The organism is Duganella sp. OV510, from assembly GCF_900100205.1.
Lineage (GTDB): Bacteria > Pseudomonadota > Gammaproteobacteria > Burkholderiales > Burkholderiaceae_D > Rugamonas.
On sequence record NZ_FNEQ01000001.1, the window covers coordinates 981,815 to 996,433 of the forward strand.

The 14,619-nt window shown below is 63.3% G+C and carries 17 protein-coding genes; 9 read left to right on the plus strand and 8 right to left on the minus strand.

Annotated features, from left to right (window positions below):
* The 3 genes from BLS51_RS04550 to apbC are packed head-to-tail and all read right to left on the minus strand — an operon-like array spanning position 1 to position 2,096.
* On the minus strand, positions 1-609 hold the full coding sequence (locus BLS51_RS04550; protein ID WP_090177572.1) for a TetR/AcrR family transcriptional regulator: 609 nt from the start codon (positions 607-609) through the stop codon (positions 1-3).
* Complete coding sequence (locus BLS51_RS04555; RefSeq protein ID WP_090177568.1) at positions 609-998, minus strand: DUF4399 domain-containing protein; 390 nt, start codon at positions 996-998, stop codon at positions 609-611. The genes BLS51_RS04550 and BLS51_RS04555 overlap by 1 nt, the downstream gene beginning before the upstream one ends.
* A gap of 9 nt (positions 999-1,007) precedes the next feature.
* Positions 1,008-2,096, minus strand: a complete 1,089-nt coding sequence (apbC, locus tag BLS51_RS04560; protein WP_090177565.1) for an iron-sulfur cluster carrier protein ApbC — start codon at positions 2,094-2,096, stop codon at positions 1,008-1,010.
* Positions 2,097-2,195: 99 nt separating this feature from the next.
* On the opposite strand from apbC, the gene metG reads away from it, so the two are divergent.
* The 5 genes from metG (at position 2,196) to BLS51_RS04585 (ending at position 6,093) form a co-directional block, all read left to right on the plus strand.
* Entirely contained in the window at positions 2,196-4,361 is a 2,166-nt protein-coding gene (metG, locus tag BLS51_RS04565) for a methionine--tRNA ligase (protein ID WP_090177560.1), read from the plus strand.
* 9 nt (positions 4,362-4,370) lie between these two features.
* The gene (locus tag BLS51_RS04570) at positions 4,371-4,850 is read left to right on the plus strand and encodes a GNAT family N-acetyltransferase (RefSeq protein ID WP_090177557.1); all 480 of its coding nucleotides are present in this window, start codon (positions 4,371-4,373) and stop codon (positions 4,848-4,850) included.
* 80 nt (positions 4,851-4,930) lie between these two features.
* Positions 4,931-5,335: a hypothetical protein gene (locus BLS51_RS04575; protein ID WP_090177555.1), complete on the plus strand. Its 405-nt coding sequence runs from the start codon at positions 4,931-4,933 to the stop codon at positions 5,333-5,335.
* Positions 5,336-5,437: 102 nt separating this feature from the next.
* On the plus strand, positions 5,438-5,752 hold the full coding sequence (locus BLS51_RS04580; RefSeq protein WP_090177552.1) for a hypothetical protein: 315 nt from the start codon (positions 5,438-5,440) through the stop codon (positions 5,750-5,752).
* Between the two features lie 11 nt (positions 5,753-5,763).
* Positions 5,764-6,093 (plus strand): hypothetical protein, encoded by a 330-nt coding sequence (locus tag BLS51_RS04585; RefSeq protein ID WP_090177549.1) that lies wholly within the window; start codon positions 5,764-5,766, stop codon positions 6,091-6,093.
* A gap of 4 nt (positions 6,094-6,097) precedes the next feature.
* On the opposite strand, the gene BLS51_RS04590 is transcribed toward BLS51_RS04585, so the two are convergent.
* Together BLS51_RS04590 and BLS51_RS04595 are read right to left on the minus strand one after the other, a co-directional pair.
* On the minus strand, positions 6,098-8,134 hold the full coding sequence (locus tag BLS51_RS04590) for a 2Fe-2S iron-sulfur cluster-binding protein (RefSeq protein ID WP_090177545.1): 2,037 nt from the start codon (positions 8,132-8,134) through the stop codon (positions 6,098-6,100).
* 2 nt (positions 8,135-8,136) lie between these two features.
* A complete protein-coding gene (locus BLS51_RS04595; RefSeq protein WP_090177542.1) occupies positions 8,137-8,757 on the minus strand; it encodes a glutathione S-transferase family protein in 621 nt (206 codons plus the stop codon).
* Between the two features lie 107 nt (positions 8,758-8,864).
* Between BLS51_RS04595 and BLS51_RS04600 the strand changes: the two genes are divergently transcribed.
* On the plus strand, positions 8,865-9,770 hold the full coding sequence (locus BLS51_RS04600) for a LysR family transcriptional regulator (RefSeq protein WP_090177539.1): 906 nt from the start codon (positions 8,865-8,867) through the stop codon (positions 9,768-9,770).
* On the opposite strand, the gene BLS51_RS04605 is transcribed toward BLS51_RS04600, so the two are convergent.
* Positions 9,767-10,672, minus strand: coding sequence for a DMT family transporter (locus BLS51_RS04605; RefSeq protein ID WP_090177536.1), 906 nt, complete (start codon positions 10,670-10,672; stop codon positions 9,767-9,769). The genes BLS51_RS04600 and BLS51_RS04605 overlap by 4 nt on opposite strands.
* A gap of 125 nt (positions 10,673-10,797) precedes the next feature.
* Between BLS51_RS04605 and BLS51_RS04610 the strand changes: the two genes are divergently transcribed.
* From BLS51_RS04610 to panC, 3 genes are read left to right on the plus strand one after another with little or no spacing between them, the layout of a single operon-like run.
* Positions 10,798-11,007 carry a DUF3460 family protein gene (locus BLS51_RS04610; RefSeq protein ID WP_090177533.1) on the plus strand — a complete coding sequence of 70 codons (210 nt, stop codon included), beginning with the start codon at positions 10,798-10,800 and terminating at the stop codon, positions 11,005-11,007.
* A 50-nt stretch (positions 11,008-11,057) separates the two neighbouring features.
* The gene (locus BLS51_RS04615; RefSeq protein ID WP_373994422.1) at positions 11,058-12,083 is read left to right on the plus strand and encodes a segregation and condensation protein A; all 1,026 of its coding nucleotides are present in this window, start codon (positions 11,058-11,060) and stop codon (positions 12,081-12,083) included.
* Between the two features lie 26 nt (positions 12,084-12,109).
* Positions 12,110-12,949, plus strand: coding sequence for a pantoate--beta-alanine ligase (panC, locus tag BLS51_RS04620; protein ID WP_090177531.1), 840 nt, complete (start codon positions 12,110-12,112; stop codon positions 12,947-12,949).
* Here panC and BLS51_RS04625 read toward each other — a convergent pair.
* Together BLS51_RS04625 and BLS51_RS04630 are read right to left on the minus strand one after the other, a co-directional pair.
* Positions 12,946-13,341: a hypothetical protein gene (locus BLS51_RS04625; RefSeq protein ID WP_090177528.1), complete on the minus strand. Its 396-nt coding sequence runs from the start codon at positions 13,339-13,341 to the stop codon at positions 12,946-12,948. The genes panC and BLS51_RS04625 overlap by 4 nt on opposite strands.
* A gap of 66 nt (positions 13,342-13,407) precedes the next feature.
* A complete protein-coding gene (locus BLS51_RS04630; RefSeq protein ID WP_090177525.1) occupies positions 13,408-14,619 on the minus strand; it encodes an EAL and HDOD domain-containing protein in 1,212 nt (403 codons plus the stop codon).

Sequence of the window (14,619 nt, forward strand, 5' to 3'; positions counted from 1 at the left end):
CTAAGCGGCCAGATAGCCAAACGCCGCAGCGCGCACGCGGCGAGCCAGGTCGTCCACGTCGGTTTCGCCGCGCTGGCCTGCGGCATCGACCATCGCGCGGATGATGGCCAGCAGATCGGCGGCGGCCAGCGCGCGGCGCGCCGGATCATGCAAGTTTGGCGGCGCGTCCGGCTTATCCAGCATCACGTGCAGCAATTCACTGAAGCTATGCGCGCCATCCTTAGCGGCGCGAATGTGCGGACGCTCCTCTTCCTGGTCCAGCAGGCGCGCCAGATGCGGCCGCGTCAATTGCTGGCGCGCGCCGACTTCGATGAACGCCGTCAAAGCATCGCGCCAGGATGGTAGCGCGGCGGCGGCAGCGGCGGCCGCATGCGCCTTGGCTTCCTCGCGTATCAGCAAGGCCAAAGTCAGCGCATCTTTACTGGGGAAATATTGGTACAGCGTGCCGATGCTGGCGCCGGCGCGACGGGCAACGGCATTGGTATTGAAGCCTTCCAGGCCGTCGGCTTCCAGCACCAACGCCGCCGCTTCAAGTATCGCCTCCACCGTATGCGTGGAGCGGCGCTGGCGCGGCGCCTTGCGCAGACTGAGCGCGGCCGGTACAGCCATTACTTGACGGTGATCCTGATTTCCTTGTTCATGCCGGCGCCGTAGGCCTGGTGCAGGCCGTTGGCAAACTGCATGGTCAAGGTGTAGCTGCCGGGCGGCAGCGTCAGTTCGGTTTCGGTCTGGCCCTTGCCGAAATGGATGTGCTTTTCATCGGTAGGTATCACCTCGCCCGCCTTGACCGGCGTGGCGTTGATCAGCAGGTGATGATGGCCGGTGTTGGCGCTCATGTCGCCGGCCGGCTTGAGGCTCATGCCAGCCACCGCAAACCTGACCTTGAACGGACTGCCGACAGTCGCGCCATTCGCCGGCTCGACAAACGATACCGACTGCTGGGCCAGCGCGCCGCCGCTGAGCGTCAGCAGGGTTGCGGCCAGCAGCGGCTTCATCATCACGGCTCCTTAGTCGTTTTTGACGACGATGGTAGGAAACTTGCTGGTCATATCCTTGGCTTTTTCAGCCACCTGCACGGCGACCTTGCGGGCGATCGCCTTGTAGATCGCAGCAACCTGGCCATCCGGATCGGCTACCACGGTCGGCTTGCCGGCGTCGGCCTGCTCGCGGATCGCCATGGTCAGCGGCAGCGCGCCGAGGAAGTCCACATTGAAGTCCTGGCACATCTTCTCGCCGCCGCCATGGCCGAAGATTTCTTCCGCATGGCCGCAGTTGGTGCAGATGTGCACGCTCATGTTTTCCACGATGCCGAGGATAGGAATGCCGACTTTCTCGAACATTTTCAGGCCCTTGCGCGCGTCCAGCAGCGCGATGTCCTGTGGCGTGGTGACGATCACCGCGCCGGTGACCGGCACTTTTTGCGACAAGGTCAGCTGGATGTCGCCGGTGCCTGGCGGCATGTCGACGATCAAATAGTCCAGGTCGCGCCAGTTGGTTTGTTCCAGCAGCTGTTGCAGCGCCTGGGTGACCATCGGGCCGCGCCACACCATCGGCTCGTCCGGATCGATCAGGAAGCCGATCGACGACACTTGCACGCCGTAGTTCTCCAGCGGCTCCATCGATTTGCCGTCCTTGGTTTCCGGACGGCCTTTGACGCCCAGCATCATCGGCTGCGATGGGCCGTAGATGTCAGCGTCCAGCAGGCCGACCGACGCGCCTTCGGCGGCCAGCGCCAGCGCCAGGTTGACGGCGGTGGTGGATTTGCCCACGCCGCCCTTGCCCGAGGCGACGGCAATGATATTTTTGACATTCACCATCGGCTTCAGGCCACGCTGCACGGTGTGCGCGAGGATCTTGCTGAATACGCTGACGCTGATGTTGCCGACACCCGGCAGGGTCTTCAGGCCGGCAATCACGCTGCTGCGGATGGCATCGATCTGGCTTTTGGCTGGGTAGCCGAGTTCGATGTCCAGCGAAATATCGCTGCCATCGACCTTTAGATTCTTGACAGACTTGCCACTGACGAAATCCTTCGTTGTGTTTGGGTCAACAATTTTCGACAGGGCGGCCTTGACGTCTTCTACAGTGATGCTCATGTAACTCTCCGTTAAATATGCCGCCATTCTAGCGCAAGCTGCGCAACTGCCGCATCCGCTGTTAAAATGCTCCTTTTCCACCCACAAAGTGCAACAACCATGACTCGCAAGCTGTTCGTCACCACTGCCCTGCCCTACGCTAACGCGGCTTTCCATATTGGCCACATGATGGAGTACATCCAGGCCGACATCTGGGTCCGGTTCCAGCGAATGCAGCGTGACGCCGGTGTTGCGCGCGAGGTGCACTTTGTCGGCGCCGATGATACGCACGGCACGCCGATCATGATCGCCGCCGAGAAGGAAGGCATCACGCCACAGGAGTTCGTGGCCAAGATCGCCGCCGGCCGCGCGCAGTACCTGGACGGCTTCCATATCGCCTTCGATAACTGGTACTCGACCGACTCGCCGGAAAACGTCGAGCTGTCGCAAGGCATCTACCGCAAGCTGCGCGATGCCGGCCTGATCCAGACCAAGACCGTTGACCGCTTCTTCGATCCGGTCAAAGGCATGTTTCTGGCCGACCGCAACATCAAGGGCGAATGCCCGAAATGCGGCGCCAAGGACCAGTACGGCGACAACTGCGAAGTGTGCGGCGCGGCTTACCAGCCGACCGACCTGGTGAATCCGTTCTCGGTATTCACCAATGCCACGCCGGTGCTGAAGCCGTCGGAACAGTATTTCTTCAAGCTGTCGGACCAGCGCTGCTACGAATTCCTGCGCGAATGGCTGAACACCCCTGGCCGCTTGCAGCCGGAAATGGTCAACAAGGTCTCCGAATGGCTGGGCGAAGCCGGCGAAAAGCTGGCCGACTGGGATATCTCGCGCGATGCGCCGTACTTCGGCATCCCGATTCCTGACGCGCCAGGCAAATACTTCTACGTCTGGCTGGACGCGCCGGTTGGCTACCTGGCCTCGCTGAAGAATTACTTCGCCAAGAAAGGCCTGGACTACGACGCCTTCCTGCGCGATTCGAACACCGAGCAGATCCACTTCATCGGCAAGGACATCGTCTCCTTCCACCTGCTGTTCTGGCCAGCGATGCTGAAGTTTGCCGATCACCCGACCATCGAGCGCATGCGCGTGGCGGTGCACGGCCACCTGACCGTCAACAACGAGAAAATGTCCAAGTCGCGCGGCACCGGCATCTCGCCGCTGCGCTACCTGAACCTGGGCATGAATCCGGAATGGCTGCGCTACTACATCGCCTTCAAGCTGAACTCCAAGGTGGAAGACCTGGACTTCACCGGCGAAGACTTCGTCGCCCGCGTCAACTCGGACCTGATCGGCAAGTACGTCAATATCGCTTCGCGCTGCGCCGGTTTCATCGCCAAGAAATTCGACGGCAAGCTGGCTGCCAGCCTGTCCGACAACGCCCAGGCGTGGATCAAGCGTGCGCTGGTGACGGCTGAAGGCGTCGAGCGCCAGGCCAGCATCGCCGCCAACTATGAGTCGCGCGAATTCGGCAAGGCGCTGCGCGAGATCATGGAAATCGCCGACATCACCAACCAGTATGTCGACGAGAACAAACCATGGATACTGGCCAAGGATGAGTCGAAAGTGGCCGAGCTGCACGACGTCTGCACCACCGCGCTGATCCTGTTCCGCCAGCTGACGCTGCTGTTGTCGCCAGTGCTGCCGGGCGTTGCCGCCAACGTCGCCAAGTTCCTCAACGACGAGCAGCTGGTGTGGACCGATACCGATGTCGCCAGCGGCGCGGTGTCGAGCACCATGCTGGGCCGCACCATCGGCACCTACGCGCACCTGATGACCCGCGTGGACGCCAAGATGATCGAAGACCTGTTCGACGCGCCGTCGGCCGCCGCTGCGCAGGCTGCCGCACCAGCCGTCAAGGCCGAAAAGCCTGCCAAGGCCAAGGCCGCGCCGGCTGTCGCCGTGACCGAAACCGGCATCGAAGTGATGGCGCCGGAAATCACCGTGGACGACTTCTTCAAGGTCGACCTGCGCATCGCCAAAATCGTCAACTGCGAACACGTCGAAGGCTCGGACAAGCTGCTCCGCCTGACGCTGGACGCCGGCGAAGGCCGTCACCGCAACGTCTTCTCGGGCATCAAGTCGATGTACCAGCCGGAAGACCTGATCGGCAAGCTGACCGTGCTGGTGGCCAACCTGGCGCCGCGCAAGATGAAGTTTGGCGTCTCGGAAGGCATGGTCATGGCCGCTTCGGCAGCCGATGAGAAAGCCAATCCAGGCATCTACATCCTGAATCCGTGGCCGGGCGCCGAGCCGGGCATGCGCATCCGTTAAGGACCAGGCATGAACCTGAGGGTGCGCGAAGCAACGAAGGATGACGCCAGACTGATCGCCGAACTCACGCGCGCCGCGTGGGCCGGCAAGGTCAGCGTCACCTCCAGTGGCCACCGCGAAACCGCCGTCATCGTTGCAGAGCACCTGCGCGATGGCGGCGGTTTTGTTTTGGAGGTCGACAACCAGGCCATCGGTTCGGTGCGCTGGCTGCCGCTGGATTCCGAGCAGGATGTGTGGGAAGTCTGCCGCATGGGCGTGCTGCCGGGTCATCGCGGCATCAACCTGTCGCAGCATTTGCTGGAGGCGGTGATCCATCACGGCCTGGCGTCCGGCGTGCAGGAAGTTCGTCTGGCCGTGCGCGCGGATCAGCCCAAGCTGATCGACTTCTACGCCGCCTACGAATTCGAACTGGCCGAGGAGCTGGAGTATTCGCACGCCAATCCGCTTGAGCCAGCGCCGCTGGTGATGCGCCGCCTGCTGCGGCACTGACACGCTTACGGGCGGCGGTCCTACGCCGCTTCATGCGCCCGCATGAAAAAATGTCTTCTCACTTACCCAAGGAGGCAGACATGAACACTCGACTGATCGCATTCTTTGCAGCAGCCTGCATCGGCAGCGTGGCAATAGCGCAAACCGGCACGACCGGCCAGACTGGCCAAACGGGCCAGACCGGACAAACAGGTCAGACCGGCCAAACCGGCACCACGCAAAGTGGCCAGAACCAGAGTGGCCAAAACAGGTCCACCACCGGCGCGCAGCAGAACAACAGCACGACCGATCCACAAAGTCGCGGCAACCGCACCGGTAACGACGCCAGCAATCGGAACAACAATATGGATTGCGTGGACAAAGGCGCCGATCCTGACCTCAACAGCTCCCGCACGCGCAACGGCAACAAGGTCGCCTGCGCGAATAACCCAATGCCCAACTCGACCGATACGCGCAAGAAAACCGATCCGGGCCAAGTACGTTAAACACCTGCGCTCCGACTTCACGACGGGCAGTGCTCCTACGCCAGCAACGAGCCCGACGTGAAACAATGTTTGCACCTATCGGATACAAGCATGGAGGCAAGCATGAAGAACAAACTGGCAATATGTCTGCTGACCGGATGCCTGACAACAGGCGCCTGGGCACAGCAGGCCGACCCGGACCCGTCGGTGAAAACCGGCGATGGCAAGGCGGCGCAGACCAAGCAGAGCGACAAGCGCGCCGATAAACATCCGTGCACCAGCATGCAAGGCGGTGTGGACGCCAGCGGCGCCGAAACGGTCGAGGCGCATGCCAAGACCGGCAAGGCCAGCCAGGCTAACGCCTGTGGCAAGGACAACGGCAAGGCATCTTCGCCACATGCCGCCCCTACTACCCCCAACCCCGACGTTAAACGCTAAAGGAGACCATCATGAATAGCAAACTGATTGCAATGATCGCAGCGGCCTGCCTGAGCACCGCAGCCATGGCCCAGACCCAAACCACGGGCACCAGCGGCACCAGCAACACCGGCACGCCGACGCAAGGCCAGAGCAACGCCACCAGCGGCGAGCAGCAAGCGACGACCATGCAAAACAATAGCAACCGTCAGAACACCAATGCCAACCAGACCGCCAAGGACCGCAAGCATGCGCAGCGCGACAAGAACAAGGTTGACTGCAACACTGCGCATACGGACGGCGGCGCCACCGCCCCAGCCCACGCGCCTTGCGAAGACAAGGAAGTCAAGTCCAAGCGCTAAGGACTTATAACGCCAGCGCCAGCGGGCCGCTACCCGCGCGCGGCGTTACAGAGCACAGCAGCACCTGGCCGGCTTCCGGCTCGGTGCCGCAAGCGCGCGTGTAATCGACTTCGCCGCTGCTCAAGCCCACAGTGCAGGAACCGCACAGGCCGGAGCGGCAACCGGACGGCGCTTCCACGCCGTTGGCTTCCGCCAGATCGAGCAAGCTGGCGTGCGTACCATCCCACGTGGCGTCGACGCCAGAACGCGTGAAATGCACTGGCACTGGCACCGGCACGGGCACCGACGACGCAGGCGCGGTAGGCGCAATGGCCTCAGCAGGAGCAACGGCCGCAGCCAGCGCGGCTTTGGCCGCATCGCGCCGCACACTGGCCGGGCCGAAGGCCTCAAAGCGGATGCGTGCGTCAGCGACATTCAGCTTGCGCAGCCCGTCGTACATAGCCTGCATGAAGCCTGCTGGGCCGCACAGGTAGAAATCGTAGTCATCAAATGGCAGCAACTCTTTCAGCGCTTGCACATCGATGCGTTTGTTCTGTACGTGCAGGTAGAGATTGCTGTGCCCCATCGCCAGGTTCTGCAAGTGAACGGCAAACGGATGCGACACCTCGCGCGCGCCATGGATGAAATAGATCGGATGCTTGTGCCGCGTGCGGCTGCCGTTGACCAGCAAACCATTCAACATGGCCACCATCGGCGTAATGCCAATGCCGGCGGACAGCATCACCACCGCGCGCTGCGTGCCCTCTTCAAATACGAAATCGCCGCCCGGCCCAATCAGCTCGATCTGAGCGCCCGGCGACAGGTGCGCATGCAGCCAGGACGACACCACACCATCACGCTTGACGCTGATGCGATAACGGCGGCCATCCGGCGCATCGGAAATCGTGTAGCTGCGGATCTTGGCCGCCGCGCCACCAGTCGCCCACTCGGGCAGACGCAACGAGACGAACTGGCCCGGCACATGCGCCGCAACGCCCAGACCATCGGCCGGTTCGAGGTGGAACGAGCGCACGTCACTGCTCTCCTGCACCACATCCACCACGTTGAACGGACGCCAGCTGGTGGTCAGCGCGGCGGCGGTTTGCGTGCGATCCGCCTCGGCCCAGCTGCCGGTGCGGGCGTTTTGCATCGCTGGTTTCGGCTCGGTCCAGCGGAACGGCAGAGCGCCTACATTGCGCACTACTTCACGCACGTGGAAGCGCAGCAGCTTTTCCGCGCCGGCAAAGGCTTGCAGTTGTGGGCCTTCCCAGATAATTTCACCTTCGACAGCGATGTGCAGCATATCGCCGTTCGCGAAGTCGATGAACAACAAGCCGGCGCGCGGATTGTTCAACAGGTTGCCCATGGTGTTGAAAAAGTAGTTGCCGACGAATTCAGGCGCAGTCAGTGTATGCGCATCGTCGACCCGCACAAAGCCCGGCCGGCCGCCGCGATGCGACACATCAACGCCACGGCCCCGGCCCGCATCGGCCGCCATATTGGCGCTGGCGATGAAGAAGGTGTCGGCGCGCGCGATCAGCTCGCGGTCGGCAGCGCTCAGCGCTACGCCGCGCAATACCTGTACCTTGCGGCCATCAGCCGCCGCCGGCGTGTGCTGGCGATGCTGGATGTATTGCGGGCAGTTGCCAAAACTCTGCGTGACGTTGACGCGCAAGACGCCATCGTCCGCCGCCACGATCTCGCCGTTGACGCGGTTGCGGCGGCGCGTCGTCGGTTCCAGGCCCAGTCCGCCGATGTGGGCACCCGCGTGCAGCTGGCCTTCCAGCGGATCGCCGGGCAGCATGCCGCCGCTGATATCCAGCGTGCGCGCGTCCGGCGACACGATGAAGCCGGCGTCGGCCGCCAGCATGGTCGCCCACGGTTGGCCGGCCGCGTCCAGCGCGCCGACGAAGAAGAACGGCAGGCTGTGATAAAAATCGCGGTGCTGGTCCGGCATGAAATCGCGGATGTATGCCGCCGCGCCAGCCATCTGCTCGCGCACACCCACGCGCTGCTGGATTGCCAGTTCACCGGCATGGAAAATCGAGGCGGCGGCATCCATGATTACACCTCCTCTGGAGCCAGGCCGGCCTTGGTGGCAGGCATCCCGACGAAGCCCGGCAACGCGCGCACATTGTCCAGCCAGGCGCGGATGTTCGGGTAAGGCTTCAGCGACACACCGCCTTCCGGCGCATGCGCGACGTAGCTGTAGCCGGCGACATCGGCAATGGTCGGGTGCTCGCCCGCCAGCCAGCGGTTGCCTTGCAGCTCCTGCTCCATGACATCGAACAGGCGCGCGGCGATGTTCTTCGCGGTTTCATGGTCGCGCGGGGCGTTGAACACCGTCACCAGGCGGGCGGTGGCCGGACCGTAGGCGATCTTGCCGGCAGCGGCCGACAGCCAGCGCTGCACCTTGGCGGCGGCGACCGGATCGCGCGGCAGCCAGCGGCTATCGGCGTATTTGGCAGCCAGGTAGACCAGGATGGCGTTGGAGTCGGCCAGCGTGACGTCGCCGTCCTGCAGCACCGGAATTTCGCCGAACGGATTCATCGACAGGAACGGCTGCTTCTTGTGCTCGCCGCTGCGCAGGTCGACCGTGATGTAGTCGTGCGGCAGGTTCAGCAGGCCTAAAAACAGTTGCACGCGGTGGGTATGGCCGGAAAGTGGAATGCCGTACAGCTTCATGATGACTCCTGGTGGGTGATTGATGAGGCGAGTATAGGGAGACAACATCGTGCTGAGAAGCCGGACAAATTGCGAATCACTGTCCGCTTAAAGTGTACAATTAACGTATGACCGATCTTTCCTCCATCAACCTGAACCGTCTGGCCACTTTTGTCGCTGTGGTCGAGGCCGGATCACTGACGGCCGCCGCCGGGCGGCTGGGACTGGCCAAATCGATGGTCAGCAAGCATATGCAGCTGCTGGAGCAGGAAATCGGCGTCGGCCTGCTGCTGCGCTCGACGCGCAAGCTGAGCCTGACCGAGGCCGGCCATGCGTTTTATACCTCCAGCAAGCAGTTGCTAAAGGCGGCCGAGCTGGCCATCGAGCAGGCGCGCAGCGGCAGCGAAAGCCCGCAAGGCACGCTGCGCGTGGCCTGCCCCATCGACTATGGCTTGATAGTGGTGTCGCCGCTGCTGGCGCAACTGCGCGCCCGTTATCCGGCGCTGAAGATTGACCTGACTTGTGGCGACCACATCATCGACCTGATCGCCGAAGGCATCGACGTCACCGTGCGACTCGGCAAGCTGGCCGATTCCAGCCTGATGGCAACGCGGGTGGACAAGCTGGTGCGCTGGCTGGTGGCCAGCCCGGACTTCATTGCCCGCCACGGCATGCCCCGCACGCCGGAGGAATTGGCGCGGCTGCCGTACGTGTCGCTGTCGGTGCTGGCGCAGCCGACGCAGTTTGCGCTGACCGACCACGCCGGCAACCAGATCGATGTGCGCATGCAGAACACGGTATTTTCGTCGAACACTGCCTATGCGACACGTGCGGCGGCGATCAGCGGCGACGGCGTGCTGCGCGCCACCACTTTCTCGGTCAAGGACGATGTCGCCGCCGGGCGGCTGGTGCGGGTGCTGCCAGAGTGGACGCTGCCGGAGAGCGACATCCACGCCGTCTACCCGGCCACCTCGCATGTGCCGCAGAAAGTGCGCGTCTTCATCGATGCACTGAAGGCGGCGACGGCCAGCTAGCCGCGCCGCGCGGAAACGACGATGCCGCCGACGATCAGCGCAAACGCGGCAGCATGATAGCCATGCGGCGCTTCGCCGAGGAAGGCCGACGACAGCACGGCGGTGAACAGCGGCGTCAGGTTGACGAAGAAGGCGCCAACCGACGGCCCCGCTTCGCGCACGCCCGCGCCCCAGCAGCCAAAGGCGACAATCGCCGGGCCGGTGGACACGTACAGCAGCGCCGCTGCCAGCAGCCAGCTCCACTGCACCGGCATTGCGCCCAGCGCCTGCTCGCCCAGCGCGAAACCGCCTGACCACAGCACGCCAAACGCCACCTGCGCCAGCAGGAAACTGGCCCAGTTGCTGCGGATGTCGGCCGGTTCGGTGGCGCGCAGCAGCAGCCAGCTGTAGAACGACCAGGCGATGGTCGCCAGTATCATGAACAGGTCGCCCGGCACCAATCGCAATTCCAGCACGTGCCGCCATTCGCCGCGCGCCAGCACCAGCAGCACGCCGGCGATCGACAGCACAGCGCCTGCCACCTGCCGGCGGCTGACCGGCACGCCGAAGAACAGCCAGCCGGTCAGCATCATCCATACCGGCATGCCGGACGCCACCAGCGTGACGTTGATCGGCGACGAGCTTTGCAGTGCCATATATTGCAGCGCGTTGTACATGCCGATGCCCAGCAGGCCGAGCCAGGCGTAGGTTTTCCAGTGCCTCCACAGTCCCGCCTGGCGACGGAACACCGGACCGGCCAGCGGCAACAGGATGACGAAGGCGATGCTCCAGCGGAGAAAATTCAGCAGCACCGGCGGCAGCATGTCGTGCACCAGGCGGCCGACAATGGCGTTGCCAGCCCATAGCATTGGCGGCAGGGTCAGCAGGAAAATGGTCTTGGCGGTCAGGCGTTTTTGCGTCATTTTTGATATTCGTGCAACATTATGCTTCAGAGCATACCCGATCCGGCCAGTGCGCAGCGATAGAAATAGCGCTGGAGCACCGGGGGCGGTAAAATAGCCGTTGCTGATCCACCCACTTAGATAATATGAAACTTTCTAAACAACATTCGATGTACGAATCCGACCACACCCTGTTCATCAAGGCGTTGAAGGAAAAGAATCCTGGCATTGAAGCCGGCCAGCAACAAGGCCGCGCGCTGCTGTGGGACCGTCCAGCGATTTCGCTGGATGAGCAGGAGCGTCAGCTGAAATCGGCTGTCAAGCAGCAAGCTTACGTCTACCAGAACAAGGTTTAAGCGCTCAGCGCACGCGGGCGGCGGGGATGGTGCCAGAAGATACGGCTGACGTGAAGCCGCCAGTACCGGACGCCGAACACGGCGCGCCGGATGGCGACGTCCATCCACTCGCTGATGCTGGCGCCGCTGCTGCCAACGACGTTGCGGCGCCTGCCGTCGACGCTGCAAGCGATGCGCCGGCTGCGGCGAACGCCACGGCGGCGGCGGCAGACGACGCGGCAAGCGATGCAGTGGCTGCGGAGGACGCCACGGCTGTGGAGGCCGCTGCCGCCGAAGCCGAAGCCGTCACGGCCGAAGTCTCCGCCCACGCCCGCCTCTACGGCGAGCCGCTGCTGAAGCTGCCCACCGACCTGTACATCCCGCCCGACGCGCTAGAGGTTTTCCTTGATGCCTTCGAAGGCCCGCTGGACTTGCTGCTGTACCTGATCCGCAAGCAAAACTTCAACATCCTCGACATTCCGATGGCGCAGCTGACGCTGCAATACCTGAAGTACGTCGACCAGATCCGCCTGTCCAACCTGGAACTGGCGGCCGAGTACCTGCTGATGGCAGCCATGCTGATCGAGATCAAGTCGCGCATGCTGCTGCCGCAACGCCAGGCCGACCTCGATGTTGAGGCGGACGATCCGCGCGCCGAACTGGTACGCCGCCTGCTGGAATACGAGCAGATCAAGCTGGCAGCCTACGACCTGAACGCGATTCCGCAGCTCGACCGCGATTTCGTCCGCACCCAGATCTTCATCGAGCAAAGCCTGATTCCGACCTGGCCGGACGTGGCGGCGGTCGATCTGCAACAGGCCTGGCTGGACGTGATGAAGCGCGCCAAGCTGACCCAGCACCACAAGATCAGCCGCGAGGAACTGTCGGTGCGCGAGCACATGACCGGCATCCTGCGCCGCCTGCAATCGGCCCGCTTTGTCGAGTTTGCCGATTTGTTTGACATCGGCGGCGGCGTGCCGGTGGTGGTGGTCAACTTTGTGGCGCTGCTGGAGCTGGCCAAGGAAACCCTGATTGAAATTACCCAGGCCGAGCCGTTCGCACCGATCTATGTGCGGCTGGCCTACTCGCCGGCGTGAGCCGGCAACAAGAATGAGCGAACACCATGAAAATCATCACCTCGATTGAAGAACTGCGCGACCAACTCAGCGGCCAGCTGCGCACGGCCTTTGTCCCGACCATGGGCAATCTGCACGAAGGCCACCTGTCGCTGATGCGCCTGGCGCGCAAGCACGGCGACCCGGTGGTGGCGTCGATCTTCGTCAACCGCCTGCAGTTCGGCCCGAACGAGGACTTCGACAAGTATCCGCGCACCTTCCAGGCCGACGTCGAGAAGCTGGAGAAGGAAGGCGTGTACGTGCTGTTCGCGCCAACCGAGAAGGATCTGTATCCGGAGCCGCAGGAATACCGCGTGCAGCCGCCGGATGGCCTGGGCAATACGCTGGAGGGCGAGTTCCGTCCGGGTTTCTTCAACGGCGTGTGCACGGTGGTGACCAAGCTGTTCTCGTGCGTGCAGCCGCGCGTGGCGGTGTTCGGCAAAAAGGATTACCAGCAGTTGATGATCATCCGCAACATGACGCGCCAGTTTGCGATGCCGACCGAAATCATTGCTGCTGAAACCTGGCGTGCGGATGACGGCCTGGCGCTGTCGTCGCGCAATATGTACCTGTCGCAGACGGAGCGCGCCGAGGCGCCAGCGCTGTACCAGACCTTGAACGCGGTGGCGGACGAAGTGCGCGCCGGCCATCTGGATGTGTTCCAGCTTGAGCACAAGGCGATGGACGATCTGGCCAAGCGTGGCTGGAAGCCGGACTACATCTCGATCCGCAAGCGCAACGACCTGCAACCGCCTAACGCCGGCGACCTGGCGCAAGGCACGCCACTGGTGGTGCTGGCAGCCGCCAAGCTCGGCACGACCCGCCTGATCGACAACCTGGAAATCTAAGGCTTGCGGTCAGCAGGCGCGGCCGGCAACACCACCGCGCCCTGCGGCGACAACTGGATAATCAACGCCGGCGCACTGATCGACGGCGCCGGACGAGGCGACAGCAGGTTCACGATGGTGCCGGTCGCACCTACAAACAACGCGACCATCGCGATGAGCAGCCCGGCAATCCACTTGATGATTTCCGCCTTCGCCGCCTCAACGGTGCTTTCAATTTTAAGATCCAAGGCCTTGAGTTGATCGCCTGCTGCCCGGAACTGAGCATCCACGGCATCAAATCTGCCGTGCAGCGCCGCGACGCGCTCGCTGGTTGACAGCCGCAAGTCATCCACAGCGGTGCGGACGTCGCCCACTTTGTTGTCGATGTACTCCTGATCGGAATTGGCGTTCATGATGGGGCCATCATGCGCCGCGCAAGGTGCAGCGTCAATCGTCGCGCGTGGCGTGTTTGAGGGAGATCAAGCGGCGACGTTTTGGGCCCAGGCCAGCGCCGACAGGTGGGCCTTGTTGACCTCCAGCGGGTTCAGCTTGAGCGTTGCCGCCAGCGAGGCGACCAGGTCGGAACTCAACTCGCAGGCTTCCGCCAGCGCCAGGTAAGGACCGTATTTTCCGCTGCGCGACAGCAAGGCGGCCACCACATCGTCGGACAGCTGAACATTCGCCAGCACCTGATCCATCGGCATGCCCAGCAGCCGGTCCAGCAGCGAGAACATGCCGGCGACGAACACATTCTCCGCCTCGGGCTTGCCCAGCGCCGCCTGCGCCAGCAGCTCGGCCAGGCGGCCGCGCACCACCGCTGTCTCCAGCAGCACCGGCGAATAGCCGGACGTGCTGGCGGTCGCCAGCAGCAAGGTCAGCCAGCGGTACAGCGGCTGGTAGCCCAGCAAGGTCAGCGCCTGCCGCAAGGACTGCACTTCCCTGCCCGCGCCAAAACCCGCCGAATTGATAAACCGCAGCAACTTGTAGGACAGCGTGGCGTCACGCTTCAGCACCGCCTCCAGCTGGACGATATCGGCATTCTGCCGCACCATCTGCATCAGCTGCATGATCACCGTCTGCGCCGGATTCAGGCTCTTGGTGTCGGTCGACGGACGCGGCGTCAGGTGCAGCTTGCCGACGAAAGCATTCAGGCCCAGCGCCGCGCAGGCGTCGAAATCGGCCCAGTTGCTGACCGGGCGGGCGATCATGCCCACAGTGGACTGCTTCAGCGCCGCATAGGTGCGCGCCTGCGTTGCCACATCGGCGCCCGAGAAACGCACCTCGACATACGAGGCCATGGTCGGCAAGCGGCTGCCGGTGCGGGTCAGGTCCGCCTCGCGCAGCAGGATGCCGACGCCGCCGGCGCGCAAGCCTTGGACAGCCGCCATCGTATCCGGATGGGCCAGTTCGGCCGCGCGGATCGACAACACAGTGCGTTCAGGGGGAAGGTCGTACAGCGTATCGGCCGACAGCATGGCCGGCACGGCTTCAAGGAAGAGGATTTTGTCGCGCAGCAGCCAGCCGTCATCCTCGTCAACCACCTGGCTGGCAACAAAGCCTATCAGGGATTCAAGCGACTCCCGCGTGGAGACGGTGCCCGTGCCGGCATGTTGCCAGGCAAGCTCATAGCCGACCACGCGCTGCTTGGGGTCGAGCAATGGCTCACGGACGAGGAAGGTGGTCTGGTGCAT